Annotated in this window: 15 protein-coding genes; 7 read left to right on the top strand and 8 right to left on the bottom strand. The window is 63.2% G+C overall.

Annotation, left to right across the window (positions count from 1 at the left end):
* The first annotated feature begins 60 nt into the window (after positions 1 to 60).
* Positions 61 to 447: a DUF6176 family protein gene (locus I6E56_RS07985; RefSeq protein WP_231606280.1), complete on the top strand. Its 387-nt coding sequence runs from the start codon at positions 61 to 63 to the stop codon at positions 445 to 447.
* 19 nt (positions 448 to 466) lie between these two features.
* Here the strand turns inward: I6E56_RS07985 and I6E56_RS07980 are convergent, their stop codons facing one another.
* From I6E56_RS07980 to gabT, 3 genes are all read right to left on the bottom strand, one after another.
* Positions 467 to 1,603, bottom strand: a complete 1,137-nt coding sequence (locus I6E56_RS07980; protein ID WP_197137194.1) for a methyltransferase — start codon at positions 1,601 to 1,603, stop codon at positions 467 to 469.
* Between the two features lie 277 nt (positions 1,604 to 1,880).
* Positions 1,881 to 3,347: an NAD-dependent succinate-semialdehyde dehydrogenase gene (locus I6E56_RS07975; protein WP_197137191.1), complete on the bottom strand. Its 1,467-nt coding sequence runs from the start codon at positions 3,345 to 3,347 to the stop codon at positions 1,881 to 1,883.
* Positions 3,348 to 3,467: 120 nt separating this feature from the next.
* Complete coding sequence (gabT, locus tag I6E56_RS07970; RefSeq protein ID WP_197137190.1) at positions 3,468 to 4,844, bottom strand: 4-aminobutyrate--2-oxoglutarate transaminase; 1,377 nt, start codon at positions 4,842 to 4,844, stop codon at positions 3,468 to 3,470.
* 160 nt (positions 4,845 to 5,004) lie between these two features.
* On the opposite strand from gabT, the gene I6E56_RS07965 reads away from it, so the two are divergent.
* Both I6E56_RS07965 and I6E56_RS07960 read left to right on the top strand, forming a co-directional pair.
* The gene (locus I6E56_RS07965; RefSeq protein WP_197137189.1) at positions 5,005 to 6,588 is read left to right on the top strand and encodes a PucR family transcriptional regulator; all 1,584 of its coding nucleotides are present in this window, start codon (positions 5,005 to 5,007) and stop codon (positions 6,586 to 6,588) included.
* Positions 6,589 to 6,673: 85 nt separating this feature from the next.
* Positions 6,674 to 8,038, top strand: a complete 1,365-nt coding sequence (locus tag I6E56_RS07960) for an NAD-dependent succinate-semialdehyde dehydrogenase (RefSeq protein WP_197137188.1) — start codon at positions 6,674 to 6,676, stop codon at positions 8,036 to 8,038.
* Between the two features lie 21 nt (positions 8,039 to 8,059).
* Here the strand turns inward: I6E56_RS07960 and I6E56_RS07955 are convergent, their stop codons facing one another.
* Complete coding sequence (locus tag I6E56_RS07955) at positions 8,060 to 10,861, bottom strand: hypothetical protein (RefSeq protein WP_197137187.1); 2,802 nt, start codon at positions 10,859 to 10,861, stop codon at positions 8,060 to 8,062.
* A complete protein-coding gene (locus I6E56_RS07950) occupies positions 10,858 to 12,717 on the bottom strand; it encodes an HSP90 family protein (protein ID WP_197137186.1) in 1,860 nt (619 codons plus the stop codon). The genes I6E56_RS07955 and I6E56_RS07950 overlap by 4 nt, the downstream gene beginning before the upstream one ends.
* A 119-nt stretch (positions 12,718 to 12,836) precedes the next feature.
* On the opposite strand from I6E56_RS07950, the gene I6E56_RS07945 reads away from it, so the two are divergent.
* A complete protein-coding gene (locus I6E56_RS07945) occupies positions 12,837 to 14,999 on the top strand; it encodes an ATP-dependent Clp protease ATP-binding subunit (protein ID WP_197137185.1) in 2,163 nt (720 codons plus the stop codon).
* Positions 15,000 to 15,086: 87 nt separating this feature from the next.
* Here I6E56_RS07945 and I6E56_RS07940 read toward each other — a convergent pair whose 3' ends face one another.
* Entirely contained in the window at positions 15,087 to 15,923 is an 837-nt protein-coding gene (locus I6E56_RS07940; RefSeq protein WP_197137184.1) for an exodeoxyribonuclease III, read from the bottom strand.
* 71 nt (positions 15,924 to 15,994) lie between these two features.
* On the opposite strand from I6E56_RS07940, the gene I6E56_RS07935 reads away from it, so the two are divergent.
* From I6E56_RS07935 to I6E56_RS15325, 3 genes are read left to right on the top strand one after another with little or no spacing between them, the layout of a single operon-like run.
* Positions 15,995 to 16,138 carry a hypothetical protein gene (locus I6E56_RS07935; protein ID WP_197137183.1) on the top strand — a complete coding sequence of 48 codons (144 nt, stop codon included), beginning with the start codon at positions 15,995 to 15,997 and terminating at the stop codon, positions 16,136 to 16,138.
* A 30-nt stretch (positions 16,139 to 16,168) separates the two neighbouring features.
* Positions 16,169 to 16,720, top strand: a complete 552-nt coding sequence (gene pyrE, locus I6E56_RS07930) for an orotate phosphoribosyltransferase (RefSeq protein WP_197137182.1) — start codon at positions 16,169 to 16,171, stop codon at positions 16,718 to 16,720.
* On the top strand, positions 16,717 to 17,985 hold the full coding sequence (locus I6E56_RS15325; RefSeq protein WP_197137180.1) for a septum formation family protein: 1,269 nt from the start codon (positions 16,717 to 16,719) through the stop codon (positions 17,983 to 17,985). Before pyrE ends, I6E56_RS15325 begins: the two co-directional genes overlap by 4 nt.
* Positions 17,986 to 18,063: 78 nt before the next feature.
* Here the strand turns inward: I6E56_RS15325 and I6E56_RS07920 are convergent, their stop codons facing one another.
* Positions 18,064 to 18,837: an HAD-IIA family hydrolase gene (locus I6E56_RS07920; protein ID WP_197137178.1), complete on the bottom strand. Its 774-nt coding sequence runs from the start codon at positions 18,835 to 18,837 to the stop codon at positions 18,064 to 18,066.
* Positions 18,834 to 19,694 carry a site-specific DNA-methyltransferase gene (locus I6E56_RS07915; RefSeq protein WP_197137176.1) on the bottom strand — a complete coding sequence of 287 codons (861 nt, stop codon included), beginning with the start codon at positions 19,692 to 19,694 and terminating at the stop codon, positions 18,834 to 18,836. The genes I6E56_RS07920 and I6E56_RS07915 overlap by 4 nt, the downstream gene beginning before the upstream one ends.
* Positions 19,695 to 19,751 lie beyond the last annotated feature (57 nt).

The raw sequence follows: 19,751 nt of genomic DNA, 5'->3' as shown, positions 1-19,751 counted from the left end.
AACACTGAGTCGTCAGGCTCCCGGTTCACACCGCACCCGCGAGATTTCGAGGGCTTTCAGATGCCATCATCCGTTCCGCCCGGTATGCGCCTCGAGCTAAGCCGTGCTCCTCTGAATCCCGGGCAAGAGCCGGTTTTTGAGGAATGGATGAAGGTGCTCAACGATCGCTATGACGAGCACGAAGCCGCTGTCTCAGCGGAGCGCCAGATCTTCGAGGCGACGTTCAAGAGCACCGAAGCGGATGGTCAGGTGTGGATCTACCACCTCAGTCTCATGGGTGCTGAGGGCGAGCCCCTCGACGAGCAGCTCCAGATGGGAGCGGATCACGCAGCGTATAGCCGGCGCGCAAAAAAACCTGGTTGGGAAGAGCTTGAGCCCAAATTCATGCTCACGCCGAACCACCTCCGCGAACAGATGGAGAAGTGGGCAGCGACTGGAGTCGCGTAGCGGTCCATCCGCGCACGAGCTACGCCCGCACCGACACCGTCACCGTGAACTTGCTGTTGCGCCCGGCCTGGCGGGTGGGGCCGACGGTGCGGTTCAGGTAGTCGCGATACCCGAGGTGGGTGTTGAAGACGACCCACAGTTCTCCGCCGGGTTTGAGCACGCGGCGGGCGTCAGCCAGCATCCGCAAAGCAACGCCGGCATGCACTGTCGCGCCGGTGTGGAAGGGCGGATTGCACACAATCAGATCAGCACTGGCCGTCGGCCGTTCGGTGAGGGCATCTTCGCGCGCTGCCTCAACTCGCGCTCCGACACCGTTCGCGTCGGCCGTTTCGCGGGTCGATGCCACGGCGGCACTGGACTGATCAACGGCAACCACGTGCAGGTCGGGGCGGGCGAGAGCGAGCGAAACGGCGAGCACGCCGGTGCCGCTGCCGAGGTCAACGGCGGTGGCGGCATCCGGTTTCATTTCGGGCAAGAACGTCAACAAGAATCGCGTGCCCATGTCGAGGGCGGCACCGGCGAAAGCTCCACCGTGGGCGCTGACTGTTAGCTCATCGACGGGAAGTTCTGGTTCGCGCAACACCGACGTGACCGGGTAGCGAGCTTCTACGGCGTCGCGCTTTGCGCCCAACGAGGTGAGCGTGCGTGACTTCTGACGCCCACGGCCCGCGTTCACATCATCGAACGAGCGACCGAGCACCTCATTCATCGCCAACGTCATGTGCTTAATGCGGCCACCCGAAATCACGGTTACGTCAGGCGACGCGAAGCGGGCGATGGCTTGGGCCCATTCATCCAACTCGGCCAGGCTGCGCGGCAACTGCATCAACACCAGCCGTGCGCCCTCGAGCAACTCGGCACCCAAAGCGTGCGAGCTGTAGTGCGGGGCAAGGTCGCCGGCGTTCTCGGCCAGAGCAAGCTCCGACACCAGAGAATCCTGAAACACGCGGATGCCGCGGCAGTCGTGCAAGGTGGCCGCCCCGAGGGTGAGCGCCCCATAGTTGTCGCCCATCACCACCAGCTCGCCCGGCTGGGTATCGGCCAACTGCGAAGCAGCCTCATCGAGAATGAGGCGATCGCTGGCATCCACCGCAAAAAGATTGGGGGCTTCCACGTCGGGCCAACGTCGCAGAGTGGCGAACAGGTGCTCAGACATGGGGACTCTTTCGGTGGCGCGGCACCGCACACAGCGCGTGCGGCGGAGCCTCAAGCGTAACCGAGCGCCCTGCACCCGCCCGGCGAACAGAAGCGAGCGAAACCGACGAACCGCAGGCTGAGCGCGCTAACCAGCCCGTTAACCCAGAAAGCGAGCAGCCCCGGCACTAGGTGGGGCCACTCGCTCACGGGAATCTAGTTGTAGCCGCGCGTGATGTGGGGCTCGTCAATGCACAGAGGGCATTCCTCGAGATGCGCCGACGGGATGCAGTCGCACATTAGCTATTGGGAACGAGCGTGTACTTAGTAGAGAGGTACTCGTGGATGCCTTCCGAGCCGCCTTCGCGACCGATGCCGGACTGCTTGACTCCGCCGAAGGGGGCTGCCGCGTTGGAGAGTACGCCAACGTTGAGGCCCATCATGCCGGTGTCGAGGGCATCGATCATCCGGTTTCCACGGGCAAGGCTTTCGGTGAACACATACGAGACGAGTCCATATTCGGTGTCGTTCGCGAGGCGTACGCCTTCGGCTTCGTCGGTGAACTCAACGATCGAGACGACCGGTCCGAAGATTTCTTCGCGAAGGATGTCGCTGTCGGCGGGAACGCTCGACACGATCGTGGGCTCATAGAAGCTTCCTTCGCCCTCAACGCGCTTGCCGCCGGTGACGAGGGTCGCGCCGCGCTTCACGGCATCCTGAACCAGTTCGTCGGCCTTGTCGACAGCCTTGTCATTGATGAGCGGACCAATGTTGACGCCGTCTTCGGTGCCGCGACCGATCTTCATGTCGGCGACGCGAGCGGCAATCTTTTCCGCGAACTCGGCAGCAACTGAGCTGTGCACGATGAAGCGGTTTGCTGCGGTGCAGGCTTGGCCGATGTTGCGGAACTTGGCCGCAATTGCGCCGTCTACAGCCTTGTCGAGGTCGGCGTCGTCGAAGACAACGAACGGGGCGTTGCCGCCGAGTTCCATCGAGGTGCGCAGAACGTTTTCGGAGGCCTGCTTGATGAGCGCCTTGCCGACCGGAGTGGAGCCGGTGAACGAGAGCTTGCGCAGGCGAGAGTCGGCGATGATCGGCTCCGACACTTCGGAGGAGCTTGAGGTCGTGACGATGTTGAGCACGCCAGCCGGCAGGCCGGCCTCTTCGAAGAGCTTCGCCAGGAACAGGGTGCTCAGTGGCGTGAGCGCTGCGGGCTTCACGACGACCGTGCAACCGGCGGCCAGTGCAGGGGCAATCTTGCGGGTGGCCATCGCGAGCGGGAAGTTCCAGGGCGTAATAAGGAAGCACGGACCAACCGGACGCTGCGACACGATCATGCGACCGGTGCCCTCAGGGGTGTTGCCGAAGCGACCCGAGATGCGCACGGCCTCTTCGCTGAACCAGCGCAAGAACTCGCCGCCGTAGGTGACTTCACCGTTGGCCTCGGCGAGCGGCTTGCCCATCTCGAGCGTCATGAGCAGGGCGATCTCGTCGCGGTGCTCCTGCACGAGGTCGAAGGTGCGACGCAGAATTTCGCCACGCTCGCGAGCAGGTGTCGCGGCCCAGGAATCCTGAGCGGCCGCTGCGGCGTCAAGGGCGCGCATGCCGTCTTCTGCCGAGGCATCCGAAATGGTGCGGATGACCTTGCCGGTAGCCGGGTCAGTCACGTCGAGCGTCTTGCTGCCTGTTGCGGCAACCCACTCACCGCCGATGAACAACTGGTTCGGCACTGCTTCAAGAAGCTGGGTTTCGGTGGAGTTCGTCATTCGGTGTGCACCTTTCGTGGTGGGGAAATCTGCAAGTCAGTCAAACAGCGCTAGCTGAACTTCGGCTTGGCGCCGCGTGGGCGGGCACTGAGCGCGCGCCCAGTGCCCGCTGGCCGCGAGCTAGGCCTTGGCGAGAGCGTCGCGAACGACGTCGAGGCCGTCAGCGATGAGCTCGTCAGAGATCGAGAGCGGCGGGAGGAAGCGGATGACGTTGCCATAGGTTCCGCAGGTCAGCACGACAACACCGGCGGCGTGGGCTGCAGCTGCAACCTTCGACGTGAGGGCGGCGTCGGGCTCTTTCGTGGTGGGGTCGACGAGTTCCATGGCGATCATGGCGCCACGGCCACGAACATCTCCGATGCGGGGGTCGCCGGCGCGGAGTCCGTTGAGGCGGCCACGGAAGGTGGTTCCGATTTCACGGGCTCGCTCAATGGCGCCCGATTCTTCGAAGGTGCGGATGGTGGCGAGCGCTGCGGCACAGGCGATGGGGTTTCCACCGTAGGTTCCGCCGAGTCCGCCGACGTGGGCGGCATCCATGACATCGGCGCGACCGGTGACGGCCGAAAGCGGGAGGCCGCCGGCGATGCCCTTGGCGGTCACCATGATGTCGGGAACGAGGTTCTCGTGGTTCGAGGCGAACAGGTCACCCGTGCGAGCGAAGCCGGTCTGCACTTCGTCAGCGATGAAGATCACGTTGTTGGCGGTGGCCCACTCGCTGAGGGCTGGCAGGAATCCGGGGGCCGGCTCAATGAAGCCACCCTCGCCCTGGATGGGCTCGATGATGATCGCGGCGAGGTTGCTGGCGCCGATCTGCTTCTCGATCTGCAGGATGGCGCGGGCGGCGGCATCCTCACCACTGATTCCGCCATCGCGGAACGGATACGACATCGGTGCGCGGTAGATCTCGGGCGCGAAGGGTCCGAAGCCGCTCTTGTAGGGCATCGACTTGGCGGTGAGACCCATCGTGAGGTTGGTGCGACCGTGGTACGCGTGGTCGAAGGCCACAACGGCCTGCTTGCCGGTGAAGTAGCGGGCGATCTTGATCGCGTTCTCAACAGCTTCGGAGCCCGAGTTGAAAAGAGCGGTGCGCTTCTCGTGGGTTCCGGGGGTGATTTCGTTGAGCTTCTCGGCGACCTCGACGTAGCTTTCGTAGCCGTTGATCATGAAGCACGTGTGGGTGAACTGGGCGACCTGCGCGGTGACAGCTTCGACAACGGCGGGTGCCGCGTTGCCCACACCGGTCACGGCGATGCCGGAACCAAAGTCGATGAGGGTGTTGCCATCAACGTCGAGAAGCACGCCACCACCGGCGGCTTCGACGAAGACGGGGAGAGTGATGCCGATAGCGGAAGGAACCGCCTGCTTCTTGCGCTCGAGCAGTGCCTGCGAGCGGGGCCCGGGAATCGCGGTGACGAGGTTGCGCTTCTGCGGAAGCGAGGGGCCGCCAACCGGGGCCGGGGCCGCGGGAGCCGTGGAGGTGGAAGAAGAAGTAGACATGGCCACCGGTATCCAATCTGAGTAGACGATGTTCGTTCGTGCAGACGAGCTGCGGCGTGCAAACGTTTGGTTCAACTTAGTTCGCGGATGCCCGGCACAACAGACACAGAGTGGCACTGTTTGCGGCAATAACTGACAGAATGGCAGCAGGAGGATTGCCATGCCCACACCACTCGCCGACGTGATCGCGACTGAGCGTCTCGCGCTGCGTCCGCTCACTGCCGTTGACACCTTCGAGCGCACCGTCACGTGGGTGCACAACTCCGACCTCGATGATCCAACGCCCTTCGTCACCGAGGGCCAATTGCTGCTCACGACCGGGCGCCAATTCGTCGACAACGCCGACCCGGATGCCGTGCCCGACTTCGATTCCTACGTCGCCAGGCTCACCAGCGCTGGCGTCGCGGCGATCGGTTTCGGCACCGAAGTGATCACCCACGGAGTGCCAGCCGGCCTCGTCGCCGCGTGCTCCGCCGCCGGACTCCCGCTCTTCGAAGTGCCGTACCGCATCCCGTTCATCGCCATCAGTCGCCTCGTCGCCGACAACGAAGCCGAACAAGCGCGCGCCGGCTTCGACCGCGCCCTCGCCGCCCAAAACGACATCGCCAGCGCCGCCGTTGGCAAAGGCCGCCTGCCTGCTGCGGCTGCCCGCGCCGCCGAGCACCTCGACTGTGGTGTCTGGATCTTCGACGCCGACGGCGAGCTCGTCAGCGACAGTTCCGAATCCCAACGCGGGGCGAAAGCCGGCCGTGCCCCCGCCAGCCGTCCCGCGGATGCCGCCCCCGCCAGCCGTCCCGCGGATGCCGCCCCCGCCATCCGCAGTTCGGTCACGACCTTGCTGGGTCGGGCTCGTCGCGCGCGCGTCGTTGAGCAGTTGCCGGGTGAGCACCGCGTGGTGCAAACGCTGGGCCCGAGCGGACGCTTGTGCGGGGCCATCGCGTGGTCGCGCGACACCGAATTTGGGGCACTCGACAATTCGGTGATGACGGTGTTGGCGGCGCTCGCCGAGGTGTCGCTCGAGCAGACCGAGAATTTGCGGGTGGGCCATCGGGCGATTCTGGAGCAGCTGTTTCAGTTGTTGAAGGATGGCCGGGTCGACAGTGTGCGGCGTGCGGTGCAGGTGGCGGGCATCGATTTGCCGGCGGAACATTTTGCGGTCGCGGCGCTGGAGTTGAGCCAGACCACGGCGAGCGTTCGCGATGTGCTCGAGCGTCGCGCCGCTCGCGCCGAGAGCACGTTTTTTGCGGTGGCCGATGGCCGGCACTTGCTGGTACTGATCGATGCGAGCCAGTTGCGTGCCGAGAAACGATTCTTTGCCGCCAACGAACTCACCGTTGGGCTCTCGGCGGTGCTCGGGTGGAGCGAGCTGAACGTCGCGATCACTCAGGCGGTTCGCTCGCTTGAGGCGGCGCCGGCCGGAACAATCACTGAATTCGACAGCCTCGTGGGCGAGAGCTTTTTCGGGTTGCTGGCGTCGAGTTCGGTGGCCGATATCGCTCATGCCCGCCTCGCTAGCGTCATCGAATCGGCCGACGGTCTCGCGCTGCTGCGGGCGGCGCAAGTGTGGCTGCGGCACAACGGTCAGTGGGATCCGGCGGCACGCGAGTTGGGCATCCATCGGCACGGGTTGAAGTCGCGGATGCAGCGGCTCGCCGACCTCACCAATTTGAGTCTCGACACCTTCCAGGGCCGTGCCGAGTTGTGGGCGATGTTGGCTGCGATCGACCTCGGCGAAAAACCCTAACTTCCAATTTTCAGGATTTCGCCTGTAGCCTACGAACAAATCTCGGCGGCGTCGCCGGTCATTTTCGAGCAGCGAGGAGCCTCTCATGAAGACCTTTCAAGTGATCAATCCCTACACCGGCGAAGAGGGCACGGCCCACCCCGCTGTCAGCGACGAAGTGATCGAGCAGATCGTCGCCGCAGCCCACTCTGAATACAACGGCGGAATGAACCGTGATCAGGTAAAAGAGCGCGCAGCGATCGTCACGCGTATCGCCGATCTTCTCACCGAGCGTTCGGCCGAATTCGGCGAAATTATCGTGCGCGAAATGGGCAAGCCTTTGGCCCAAGCGGTGGGTGAAGTTGAGTTCTCGGCCGACATTTTCCGTTACTTCGCCGACAACGCTGAAGCGTTCCTCGCCGACGAACAAATTCCTGCCGGATCGGGCACTGCGTGGATTCGCAAGAGCCCCATCGGTCCAGTTCTGGGCATCATGCCGTGGAACTTTCCGATCTATCAGATCGCCCGTTTTGCTGGCCCGAGCATCGTTCTCGGCAACCCCGTTTTGGTGAAGCCAGCGCAGCAGTGCCCCGAGTCGTCGGCCGCACTTGAAGCGCTTATTCACGAGGCCGGTTTGCCGATCGGCGGCTACCAAAATGTGCTCGCCGACAACGACCAAATCGCTGCGATGATCGACGACCCCCGCATCCAGGGAGTCTCGCTCACGGGCTCCGAGCGTGCCGGTGCGATCGTCGGTGCTGCGGCCGGAACCAACCTCAAGAAGAGCGTGCTCGAACTGGGAGGCTCCGACCCGTTCATCCTCATGTCGACTGACGACATGGATGCCACGGTCGAGGCTGCAGTGGCGGCTCGTGTCGATAACAACGGCCAGGCCTGCAATGGCGCCAAGCGCTTCGTCATCATCGATTCGCTCTACGAAGAGTTCGCCGAGAAGTTCAGCGCCGCGATGGGTGCCATTACGGTCGGTGACCCTATGGATGAGAGCACCGAGCTCGGACCGCTGTGTTCCGTAGCGGCCGCCGAAAACCTCGAAGAGCAGGTCGCGGAAGCAGTCGCTGCCGGCGCCACCTTGCGCGTCGGAACCGGCAAGCGCGACGGCACAAAGTTTGCGCCAGCAGTGCTCGAAAACATCAGCCCCGATAACCCCGCCTACACGGTCGAGTTCTTCGGGCCGGTTGCTCAACTGCACCGCGTAGCCAGCGAAGAAGAAGCCATCGTGCTCGCCAACGCGACGCCGTTCGGCCTCGGCTCATACGTCTTCACGACGGATGCCGAGCAGGCCGACCGCATCGCTGACGGCATCGACGCCGGCATGGTCTACATCAACGAGGTCGGCGCGGATGCTCCCGAGCTGCCCTTCGGTGGAGTCAAGAACTCCGGCACCGGTCGCGAACTCGGTTCGCACGGCATCGACGAGTTCATGAACCGCAAGCTGGTCAAGCGCCCGTAAGCGCCGGGGCACCTCGGCGCCCTACGCGCCTTCTGCGAGAGCTCGGGCGGCCGCTGCTTCAGCGGTTCGTCCGAGCTTGTCGAGGCTTTCGGCCAGGTCGAACGCGGTGATCTGACGCAGGCGCTCGTGGTCGGCAGCTTGCTCCATCACTGACTGCAGCACTGCCACAGCTTCGTCGTGACGGCCCTCGCCGGCCAAAACGTTAGCAACGAAACGTTCGCAGTTCGCGCCGGCAACAGGATCTCCTGCCGCGCGGTATTCGTCCGCTGCCGTGAGTGCGAGTGCCACCGACTCCTTCGGCTTGCCGAGGCTCGCGAGAGAGCGTGCCTTCGAGTCGGTCACGTCGGCGTGCAACCAATCAGCGTTGTGTTCGGCGGCCAACGCCAGCACCTCATCCAGTGCCTCAAGGCCGGCGGCGTTGCCCGCTTCGGCGTGAGCGCGCCCCGACTGGTGCAGCACGCGCACGAGCAGGTTGAGGTCGTCGGGCGTGGCGCGAGCATGCGTCACAGCATTCTCGAGCAATGTTGCGGCCGTCTCGTGGTCGCCGTGTTGCGCGTGCACACTCGCGCTGTCAGCGAGCGTGCGTGCTGCGCTCTGGGTGTCGCCGGACTCGAGGTACAGCTCCGTCGCGGTCTCCCAGGTGCCAACAGCAGAACCCGGTTCGCCAGAGTCAGCGAAACCATGTCCCAACCAGAACAGCGTCTCCCCGCGGCTGCCCGGCGCGGCCTGCGCAGCAGTCTCTTCTTCGAACAGCGAGAGCAAAAGCTCGATGGCTTCTGCCGACTCTCCGCCGCGCACGAGCGCTCGGCCGAGGGCATAGCGCGCCCCTACGGTCTCGATCTCGAGGCGTTCGGCATAGCGGATTCCGAGGCGGAAGCGACCAGCGGCATCCGTGAACTGTTCGGCTTCGTCATAGAGGCGTCCAGCCAGAATGGTGGTGTCGTGCAGCGGGCCAGCGGCGTCGATGGCATTGGCGCATTCGGCCGCCGCATCCGCGCTGGCGGCACCGGCAGCGAACTGGCCGCCACTGCCCAAAATGCGGGCACGAAGCGCGTGAGCGTGGGCCAAAACACCGCGGTTGGATGTCGCCCCCAGCAGATCATCAAGGTGCGCGAGTGCGCGATCAGTGTCGCCAGCGGTGGCCGCCAGATCGGAAAGATACCGCAGCGCGTGGGCGCGCAGCAGGGGCATCTCGCCAGCCTCGGCGTGCACGAGCGCACTCGCCGCAAGCTTCGTCACAGCCTCGAGATCGGGCTCCTCGCCGCGCAGCAGCACGCTCAGTAGTGACAGTTCGATGTCGGCGATCTGGGCGGGAGCTAACTCCTCCGAGACGCCAACAGCGACGCTGAGCTTGTCGAAATCGTCTTGCTCGGCGCGACCAAAAAGTGAGAGGCCGAGCAACTCTTCGAGCGACGCTTGCGCCTCGTTGCCGTGCTCACGGAGAGCCGGGATGCGTTCGGCGAGAGCAGCCTCGGCTGCAGCGAGATCGCCGGTAGCCACGAGTCCGGCAACCAACGTGCTGAGGGCAGCCGTGCGCTCCGTGCCCGTTGCCAATTCCGCAGCCTTACGCGCGGCGGGCAATGCGGTGGGAAGCCAACCAATAGCGGTCAGTTCTTCTGCGCGCAGCAGCCAGCCGGCGGCATCCGTCGGTTCGGCGTCGGCGGGAGTGGGGGCGGCAAGAGTTTCACTCGTGAGGCTGAGGGGATAGTTCTCGTTAGCGAGATTTTTAGCCTTCTGGATGCGCGTGGCGCGGTAGTTGTTGTCGGCGCGTTCGTCGAACTGGTCGCCAATCCGGCGCGCGGCAGCCCACGTGGCGGCGGCAAGTTCTTCGGCGGTCCAGGTGCCGTCGTGCTCTCCGAAGAGTGCCGTGAGTTCGGTACTTTCGGCGCCGCGAACAACTTGCTCGCCGAAGCCGGCGGCGGTCACGGCGTCGAGCAGCACACCAGCGGCGACGAGACCGGAGAACTGGCCGTCGGCGTTGAGCTGGTCGTGCACAAACCACGAGAGGTGGCGTTCGAGCATGGCCAGGCCGCGGGCTTCATTGCCGGTGACGGCGCAGAAGATGAAGTGATTGGCGATGATGCTGAGGTTGTCGGCGTTGTCGCGGGCGAGGTTGTAGCTGCGAAAGTGGGCGGCGCGAGCGTCATCGAGGCGGCCGGCGCGCAGGTAGGGGAGCAGGGCGCGCGAGAGGGCGGCTTCTGGCTCATCGCCGCAGCTGTAGCCGCCTTCGATGAGTTCGTCGAAGAGCACGATTGCTTCGGCGTCGCGCCCTGTTTCTGTGAGGAAGCCGCTGGCATCGCTGCGCACACAGGCGTCACAGTGGCTGTAGTCGTCGCGGGGCGTCACGGCGAGTTGGGCGCGCAATTCTTCGGCGCGGTCGAGCTGGCCAAGACGCCAGGCCGTGGCGAACTGGGAGGTCAGCACGCCGCTCTGGCCGATTCCGGCGTCGCGGTAGTGGCTCTCCATGTCGGCGAGAGCGCCGGAGATGTCGTCGGTGCCGAAGATGGGTGAGCTCGCGAGGGTCGTGGCGATCCACTTGAACTGCCACATGAGCCCGGCACCGCCCTCGACCACGTCGTCGGGAAAGCGCACAGGGTCAGCGTCGTGCTTGGCGAGGCACCACGCGAATGAGGAGAGCAGAGCTTCGGTATCGCCAAGCTGATTGGCGGATGCCGTCAGCCGAATGCGCGCACGGTACTCCAACTCTTCGTCCCCGAGTTCGACCGCGAGCGCAATCGCCTCATCGACGCGAGCTCGTTCCTCGGGGCCGAAGGCCATCGTGTCGATCTCGCTGAACAGTTCGGTGATGCGGGCGACGCTCATAGGGAAGAACTTTCTGGGAGGGAATCACCGAGTGCGACACTCATGGCGATCAGGTCTGACATGGAATTGGTCATCATGGCGCGGTCGCGCACGCTGAGGGGGCGTTGGCTGGTGAGCAGGGCTTGAACGTAGAGCAGTTCGATGGTGCGGGAGAAGACGGCGTCATCACTCAGGGTGGAGAGGGTGACGACGACAGGGTTGTTCCAGTTGAGGCACAGTCGGGCGAGGGATTTACTGGTGCCGTCGCTCGCGAGGCGTTCCTCGGCGAACGCATCCATTTTGCCGAGCACGTCTTTCCATAACCCGGGGCGACTGATTTCGCGGGCCGCCCGTCGGTCGATGGAGCGCAGCACTTCGGGGTCGGCGAGGTAGAGGCCCGTGACGTCGGTGGCGGGCACGCCGCGCACAATCACAGCGCAGCCGGCATCCGCGAGCACAGCGCTGGCGCGGTCTTCGAGCTTCGCGACGACACTGCGCGCGTCAAGCGGTGGCACCTCGAGAAAGTCGAGTTCGTCGAGCACGCTGACGCGCTCGACGGTGAGTCCGTCGACAAGAGTGGGGAGCAGGCGGGCGATCTCGGTGTCGTAAATATAGCCACCGTTGATCACCGGCCGGTCGGGGCTCGCGATGCTTGCGATCTGCCGAAATTCATCCACCGTTTCGGCGTAGCGCAACTGCGTGTGATCCCGCGTAAGGCTCTCGATCGTCAGGCGCCCGAGTGTGGTTTCGACGCTCAGCCACGGAGTGATGAACTTCGCGAGTTCTTCGTCGTGGATCACGAGCGACTTGAGGGCGAGTGAATGAATCTGCACAAAGTCGTTGAGTTGGGCCGGATGCCGGGCCGCCATTTCGAGCACCCACTGCCGCAGCGTCGTGCCGATTGCCGCCCGCGTGTGCTCGAGGATGTCGTCGTCCACGAGCGATTCGCGGCTTGCCGTCGGGGTGAGCGTGGTGCTGTTCAGCACGACGCGCACGAAGAACGCCCAGTCGGGAACGAGCGCATCCACGTTCTCGCTCAGCAGCATCCGGCCAAGATAAACGCGGTTCGCTTGGCGCGCCCCTGGCGGCGGCGAGTGGGGCAGCACATAGGCGACACCCGTGGTGCTGGTGCCGGGCACACTCAACGGAATTGCGGCGAAGGGCTCAACGCCGAGCAACTCGCGACCGTAGATCAGTAGCTCGGATGCCGTAGCCGTGTGTGCGTCAAGGAACGGAGCATCGTGCGTGACGGTCTCGCTGCCGCAGCCGGGGAGATCAACGCGCACGGCGACCGGCAAGAACTCGGCAAAAGTTTTCGCGAGCGCCAGCACCGTCGAAGTGCTGAGCAGGTCGTGCTGATCAAAGCGCGGCTTGAGCGAGACGGTGGTGCCGATGGGCAGGTCGCCCTCCAGCTCGCGCACGCTGAACGTGCCGTCGCTATTGCCGATCCACTCCACTGGGGCTGAGCCGCGAGCGGAGCGTGACTGGATCACAATCTGGTCGGCCACCATGAAGCAGCTCAATAATCCGATGCCGAACTGCCCGAGGTAGTCGCTGCGGGGAAGATCAAAGATGTCGCGTTTCGAGGAGCGCCCGACGGTCGAGAGCAGCTCGGTCATTTCGTCGGCGGTGAGCCCGATGCCGTCATCCTGAAACCGGAATGTGTCGTTGTGCTCGCTGAGCGGAGTGATGCGGATGCCGCGGCTCGCGTCAGCGCCGTCGAGCTCAACTCGAGCGGCCAGAGCGTCGCGCCCGTTCTGCAGAAGTTCGCGCAAATACACGCGCGGACTGGAGTAGATGTGCTTGCTCAGGAGGTCGACGACCCCCGTGAGGTTCACTTGAAAGGAGTGGAGATCGTCTCGGGAATCGGCGTTCACCACACGAGTCTCTCACTTGATGGGCAATCTCTCGAAGTACACAGCGTTCATCTAGCCACGGGCGACCCCACGGGTGTAAAGTTGAGTCATCTCAACTCAAGTTTGCGGAGGGTTTGTAAATGGCGAACATGCAGGGTGCCCCAAGTACCGATGAAGAGCAAAAAAGTGCTCTCGAAAAGTACGGGGTGAATCTCACCGAGATTGCACGCAGTGGCAAGCTCGACCCCGTAATCGGGCGCGACGCTGAGATCCGCCGCGTAAGCCAAGTGCTGACGCGCCGCACGAAAAACAACCCTGTACTCATTGGTGAGCCCGGCGTCGGAAAGACGGCCGTTGTTGAAGGCCTCGCTCAGCGCATCATTGCCGGCGACGTTGCCGATTCCCTCAAAGACAAACAGCTCATCTCCCTCGACCTCGCAGCCCTCGTCGCCGGTGCCAAGTACCGCGGCGAGTTCGAAGAGCGCCTCAAGGCTGTGCTCAAGGAGATCAAAGACTCCGATGGCCAAGTCATCACGTTCATTGACGAACTTCACACCCTCATGGGTGCGGGTGGTGGCGACGGTTCGGTCGCGGCATCCAACATGCTCAAGCCCATGTTGGCCCGTGGTGAACTGCGACTGATCGGTGCCACAACGCTCGACGAGTATCGCCAATACATCGAGAAGGATGCCGCGCTTGAGCGCCGCTTCCAGCAAGTATTCGTCGGCGAACCTTCTGTCGAAGACACCGTCGCGATTTTGCGTGGCCTCAAGGAGCGTTACGAAGCTCACCACAAGGTGACCATCGCGGACTCCGCGCTGGTGGCGGCCGCAGCACTCAGCAATCGCTACATCTCGGGTCGCAAACTGCCCGACAAAGCAATTGACCTCATCGACGAGGCGGCAAGCCACCTCAAGATGGAGATCGATTCCTCGCCCGTTGAAATCGACAAGCTCAAGCGTGCTGTTGATCGCCTGCGCATCGAAGAGCACGCTCTCAAGAAGGAAAAAGACGAGGCGTCGAAGGCGCGACTCGCGAAGCTCCGCGAAGATCTCGCCAGCCAGAGCAAGTTGCTGAACGAGTTGGAAGGGCGCTGGAAGCTCGAAAAGGCGAGCCTGACCGACGTCGGTGAGCTGAAGACTCGCCTCAACGATGCTCGTATTGCCTCCGAGCGTGCGATGCGTGACGGCGATTACCAAAAGGTGTCGAAGCTCGAGTACGAGACGATCCCTTCAATCCAGCGCGCCCTCGTTACCGCCGAAAGCAACGAGCCAACCGGTCCCCGCATGGTCAATGACCAGGTGACCGAAGAAGACATCGCTGCGGTCGTTGCCGCGTGGACGGGCATCCCCGTCGACCGCCTCACCGAGGGCGAGACCGAGAAGCTGCTTCACCTCGAAGCAGAACTCGGCAAGCGTCTCATCGGTCAAAAGGAAGCCGTGCAAGCGGTCTCCGAAGCGGTTCGTCGTACCCGCGCCGGAATCTCCGACCCCGATCGCCCCACCGGCTCGTTCCTCTTCCTCGGCCCCACCGGCGTCGGAAAGACGGAGCTCGCCAAGGCCCTCGCGCAATACCTCTTCAACGACGAGAAAGCTCTCGTGCGCATCGACATGAGTGAGTACGGCGAGAAGTTCTCCGTCTCGCGCCTCGTCGGTGCCCCTCCCGGCTACATCGGATTCGAACAGGGCGGTCAGCTGACCGAGGCTGTGCGCCGTCGTCCCTACTCGGTGATCCTGCTCGACGAGGTCGAAAAGGCGCACCCTGAGGTCTTCGACATTCTCCTGCAGGTGCTCGATGATGGCCGTCTCACCGATGGCCAGGGTCGCACTGTCGACTTCCGCAACGTCATCCTGATTCTCACCAGCAACCTGGGCAGCCAATTCATCACTGACCAAGAGCTGCCGTGGGATGCCCGCAAGGCCGCCGTTGACGACCTTGTGCGCAAGTCGTTCAAGCCGGAGTTCATCAACCGTCTCGACGACATCGTGGTGTTCCAGCCGCTCTCGACCGATGACCTCAGCCAGATCGTTGAGCTCGACATCGACCGTTTGGGCAAGCGCCTCACCGATCGTCGCCTGCAGCTTGCTGTGACCCCGGATGCTCGCACCTGGCTTTCGGAGCGCGGCTACGACCCCATCTACGGCGCACGACCGCTCCGCCGCCTCATGCAGCGCGAGATCGACGACAAGCTCGCCAAGGCGCTGCTTGCTGGCGACATTCGCGACGGGGACACCGTGCTCGTGGGGCTCGCCGAGAACGGCGAAGGCCTCAAGGTGTCGCGGTCGGAGCCAGACGCGGGCTAACGCCCGTGGCTAAGGCAACTGCTTAGATGAACCGCTTGGGCGAACTGCCTAGGTGAACCGCTTGGGCGAACCTCTTGGACGTACCGCCTAGAGGAACATTGGCCGATCGTCGTCGTTCGCGGTGTCGATCGCGAGTTCGACGACGACGGGAACGTGGTCGCTTGGGCCATCACCCTTGCGCTCCTCGCGGTCAATCGATGCGCCCGTAACGAGTTCGTCGAATGCGGGGGAGCCGAGCACGAAGTCGATGCGCATTCCCTCATTGCGAGGAAAGCGCAGACGCTGGTAATCCCAGTAGGTGTAACCCTCAATGTTGCGGCTGCGGAGAGTGTCGATCATCCCGGCCTCTTCAAAGGCCCGGAACGCTGCGCGTTCAGCGTCGCTCACGTGAGTCTTGCCCTCGAAGGCTGCGATGTCCCACACGTCGTGATCGAAGGGCGCGATGTTGAAGTCGCCCATCAGGGCGAGAGGCTGTTCCGGGTTGTCGCGCATCCACGTGGTGGCCTGAGTCGCAAGGTTGGCGAGCCACTCGAGCTTGTAGGCGTAGTGCGGATTGTCGAGTTCGCGACCGTTGGGCACGTAAAGGCTCCAGAGCCGGGCGCCCTCTACAGTCACGCCAAGAGCGCGCGCCTCGATCGGTACAGTGCCGTCATCGAGCGGTTTGCCGAACCCTGGCTGGGTGTCGAAACCGACCGTGACATCCTCCAGGGGGAGACGGCTCGCGAAGGCCACACCATTCCACTGATTGAGGCCGTGAAGTTCGACCTCGTAGCCCGCTTCGGTGAACGCCTCGAGAGGAAATTGTTCGGGCTTGCACTTGATTTCTTGCATCGCCAGTACGTCAATATCTTCACGAAGCAGCCAATCAACGACGCGGCTGACTCGGGTTCTGATGGAGTTCACGTTCCAGGTGGCAATGAGCATGCTTCAACGGTAATAGGTCTACCCCCGCATTGGGCGACGACAGGGGCTGCTCTGCCCCGTACAGTCATCGTATGCAGCAAGATATTCTTCTCGACGAAGCTGCGGCAAAGGCTGACCGTCTCGACCGCCGCAACGCGACAATCGTCGCCATCTTGGGCTTCGTGGGCGTCACTATCTCGGGCGCTTTGCTGATTTTCGGCGAGACCATCCTTTAGGGGACTCCCCAGAATGGGTATTCTGTACTCGTGACCGACGCCAAGCAACAGCTCATTGAGTACATTTCCGCCGATGCCGTGTTCCACGGTGATTTCACTCTGACGAGCGGAAAGAAGGCTACGTACTACGTCGACATGCGTCGCGTAAGCCTCGACCACCGCGTCGCTCCACTGATTGGTCAGGTCATGATTGACCTCATCGCCGACGTGCCAGACATCGTGGCTGTGGGCGGGATGACGATGGGGGCCGACCCGATCGCTGCGGCAATTCTTCACCAGGGTGCCGCTCGCGGCCTCACCTACGACGCCTTCGTGGTGCGCAAGGAACCCAAAGATCACGGCCGTGGTCGTCAGGTCGAAGGGCCTGAGCTTGAGGGCAAGCGCGTCATTGTGCTCGAAGACACCTCAACGACTGGAGGTTCACCGCTCGCCGCTATTGAGGCGCTCGAGAAGGTCGGCGCGATCGTTGCCGGCGTTGCTGTCGTTGTCGATCGTGACACCGGAGCCAAGGAGCGCATCGAGGCGGCCGGCTACCCCTACTTTTCAGCGATCGGGCTTGGTGAATTGGGGCTCACGCCGTGACCTCAGGCGACAACGGTTCGGGCGCTAGCGAAGACGAGCAGCGCCGCGAGTCCTCCTTCAATTGGGGGCTCACTCCAACCGAGCCCGAATCGCCAGAAGAACCAACTCCGGCTACCCCTCAGCCGAACGCGCTTGAGGTTCCGTTGCCGCCAATGACGCCGCCACCCGGCACCCCACCGCCGTCGGCGACTCCCGCGGTTCCGGGGCTCCTTTCTCTTCCGCCGCTGCCAGGTGAGGAACCTCCTGCCGCGTCGCCTGCGGTGTCGTCGGCGTCCGCTTCCGATCAGCCAGACGAGCCCGCCGTCACACCGCGTGAACCACTTGTTGAACCACTCGTTGAACCTCCCGCGACAGAGGCGATCAACGTTGCCGATCTCCCCACGGGGGCGATGGACATTTCCGACCTTCCGACCGCAGCAATCAGCTCCGCAGACCTGCCGACGGTGGCGATGGATGCCGCGACTCGACGCCAGGCTCAGCTGCCGGCTTCGGTTGACCAGTCGCTTGAGGGCGCGACGGAAGTCATGGGTGCGCTGTCGCTCGAGGGCATCTCAGCGGAGTCAGAATCTGTCGAACACGATGCCGTGAGCGACCTCTTCGGCGAAGACAAGTTTGTCGAGTACGAAGATCAGGCGCTCGTAGCGCAGGTTCCAGCGGTGATTTCACGACCCCGGGTACCCCAGCCGCCTCGCCCACCCATCCCGCGCGGTCAATTGATCGGATTGGCCATTGCTGGTGGCTTGGTTGCGGCGCTCGCACTGGTGGCATTGTTCTTGGCCGGCACACGTATCGCCCCTTCGGTCACGCCCGCTGCGGTTGCCTCGCCTACCCCCTCTGCGACGGCTACTGCCGTTGTTCCCGTCGTTGGTCCGATCGCCCCTGGCACCTACTTATGGAATGAACTCGCCGGTGGTGAGTGCGTCGATCCCTTCGTCTCGGCGTGGGAACAGGAATACACCGTGATCGATTGCGCGCAACCCCACGCCGCTCAACTGCTGACGATCGGCCAGTTCGATGACGCTGCCTCTGATCCGTATCCCGAAGCAGACGAGCTGACATCGCGCACGGCTGCGGCGTGCTCCAGCGACAGCGTGATCGACTTCTCGGCGGCACAATCATTTGCCGACCTCGAAATTGTGACGAGCTTCGCCGCGAATGCCAGCGACTGGGATGCCGGAAACCGCGACTACTACTGCTTCGCTACGCGTGCCGGAGACGACGCGCTCACGGCATCCGTTGCTCAACCACAAACGCCCTCCGAATAGCGAGCGCGCGAACAACGGAACGGCCACAACTGTGCAACGCCCGGAACGGCCAGTTCACGCCGCCCGGGTTGCGCACCGTTAGTGCAGCAGGTCGGCGACGCTGTCGAGAACCTCGTTGGGACGGAACGGGTAGCGGTCGATTTCTTTCTGATCGCTGATTCCGGTGAGCACCAGCACGGTGTGCAAACCAGCTTCGATGCCGGCAACGATGTCGGTGTCCATGCGGTCACCGATCATGCCGGTGTTTTCGCTGTGGGCGCCAATCTTGTTGAGTGCCGAGCGGAACATCATAGGGTTCGGCTTGCCGACGATGTAGGGCTCGCGGCCAGTGGCCTTGGTGATGAGAGCGGCAACCGCGCCCGTTGCGGGCAAGGGGCCGTCAGCACTCGGGCCGGTGGCATCCGGGTTGGTCACAATAAAGCGACTTCCGTTGCCGATGAGGCGAATTGCTTTCGTGATGGCTTCGAAAGAGTAGTTGCGGGTCTCACCGATGACGACATAGTCAGGGTTGGTTTCCGTCATGATGAAGCCGGCTTCATGGAGGGCCGTTGTGATGCCAGATTCGCCGATAACAAAGGCGGTGCCGCCGGGAATCTGTTCTTTCAAGAAATCTGCGGTCGCGAGTGCGGAAGTCCAGATTGCCGACTCGGGAACGTCAAGCCCTGACGCTTTAAGGCGTGCGCTCAGATCGCGCGGGGTGAAAATCGAGTTGTTAGTGAGCACCAAGTAGGGCTTCTTCTCATCGCGCCACTGCTGCAGTAACTCTGAAGCACCGGGAACGGGGTGGTTCTCATGCACCAGAACGCCATCCATGTCGGTGAGCCAGCATTCGATTTCGTCACGATTCCTCATGCGCTCATGTTAGCGAATGTGGTGTCCGCTGAGAGCCGTTTCGTGATGATTGCGATCGCGTCGGGATTCTGCTCCACGAGCACGACGCGACGAGCGAGGGCTTGAGCGACGGCGCCCGTTGTGCCGCTGCCAGCGAAGAAATCAAGAACCCAATCGCCTGGCTTACTGGATGCCTGAATGATGCGCCGCAGAATGCCCTCCGGCTTCTGGGTGGCGTAGCCGGTTTTCTCTTTTCCGGTGGGGGACACGATGGTGTGCCACCAGACATCCGTCGGCAACTTGCCGCGCGCTGCCTTCTCGGGCGTGACGAGGCCGGGGGCCATATAGGGTTCGCGGTCGACTTCTTCGTTGTTGAAGTAGTAGTTCTTGGGGTTCTTCACGTAGACAAGGATCGTGTCGTGCTTGGAAGGCCATTTTTTGGTGGCTCTGGCGCCATAGTCGTAGGCCCAGATGATTTCGTTGAGAAAGCTCTCACGGCCGAAGAGGGCATCGAGGGCCACTTTGGCGTAATGCACTTCGCGGTAATCGAGGTGGAGGTAGAGGGTGCCGCGGTCGTCGAGAAGGCGCCATGCCTCCTGCAACCGTGGCTCTAAGAATTCCCAATAATCGGCGAACGTGTCGTCGTAGGAATACAACACTCCCTTAATTGTGTCGTAATTGTTGCCTCCGAAACCCACGCGCGTTCCCTCAGTTGATCGTTGCGTCGTTAATGCTTGCCGGCGTTGGGTTCGGCCCGTGTTGAACGGCGGATCGATATAGATCAGCCGAAAGCTCTCGTCAGGCAAAGTGCTGATCACGGGGAGGTTATCGCCGTGCACAACAAGGTCGGGTCCATCGGAAGTCCAAGGCGGCTGCATCCCTTGAGATTAACAGCCGGCGACGCGCACAGGTCACACCGGCACGAAGCACCCTAT

Source organism: Salinibacterium sp. NK8237 (assembly GCF_015864955.1).
Lineage (GTDB): Bacteria > Actinomycetota > Actinomycetes > Actinomycetales > Microbacteriaceae > Rhodoglobus.
Note: the sequence above shows the minus strand (reverse complement) of the source record. Positions and strands in the feature narration are given on the sequence as shown.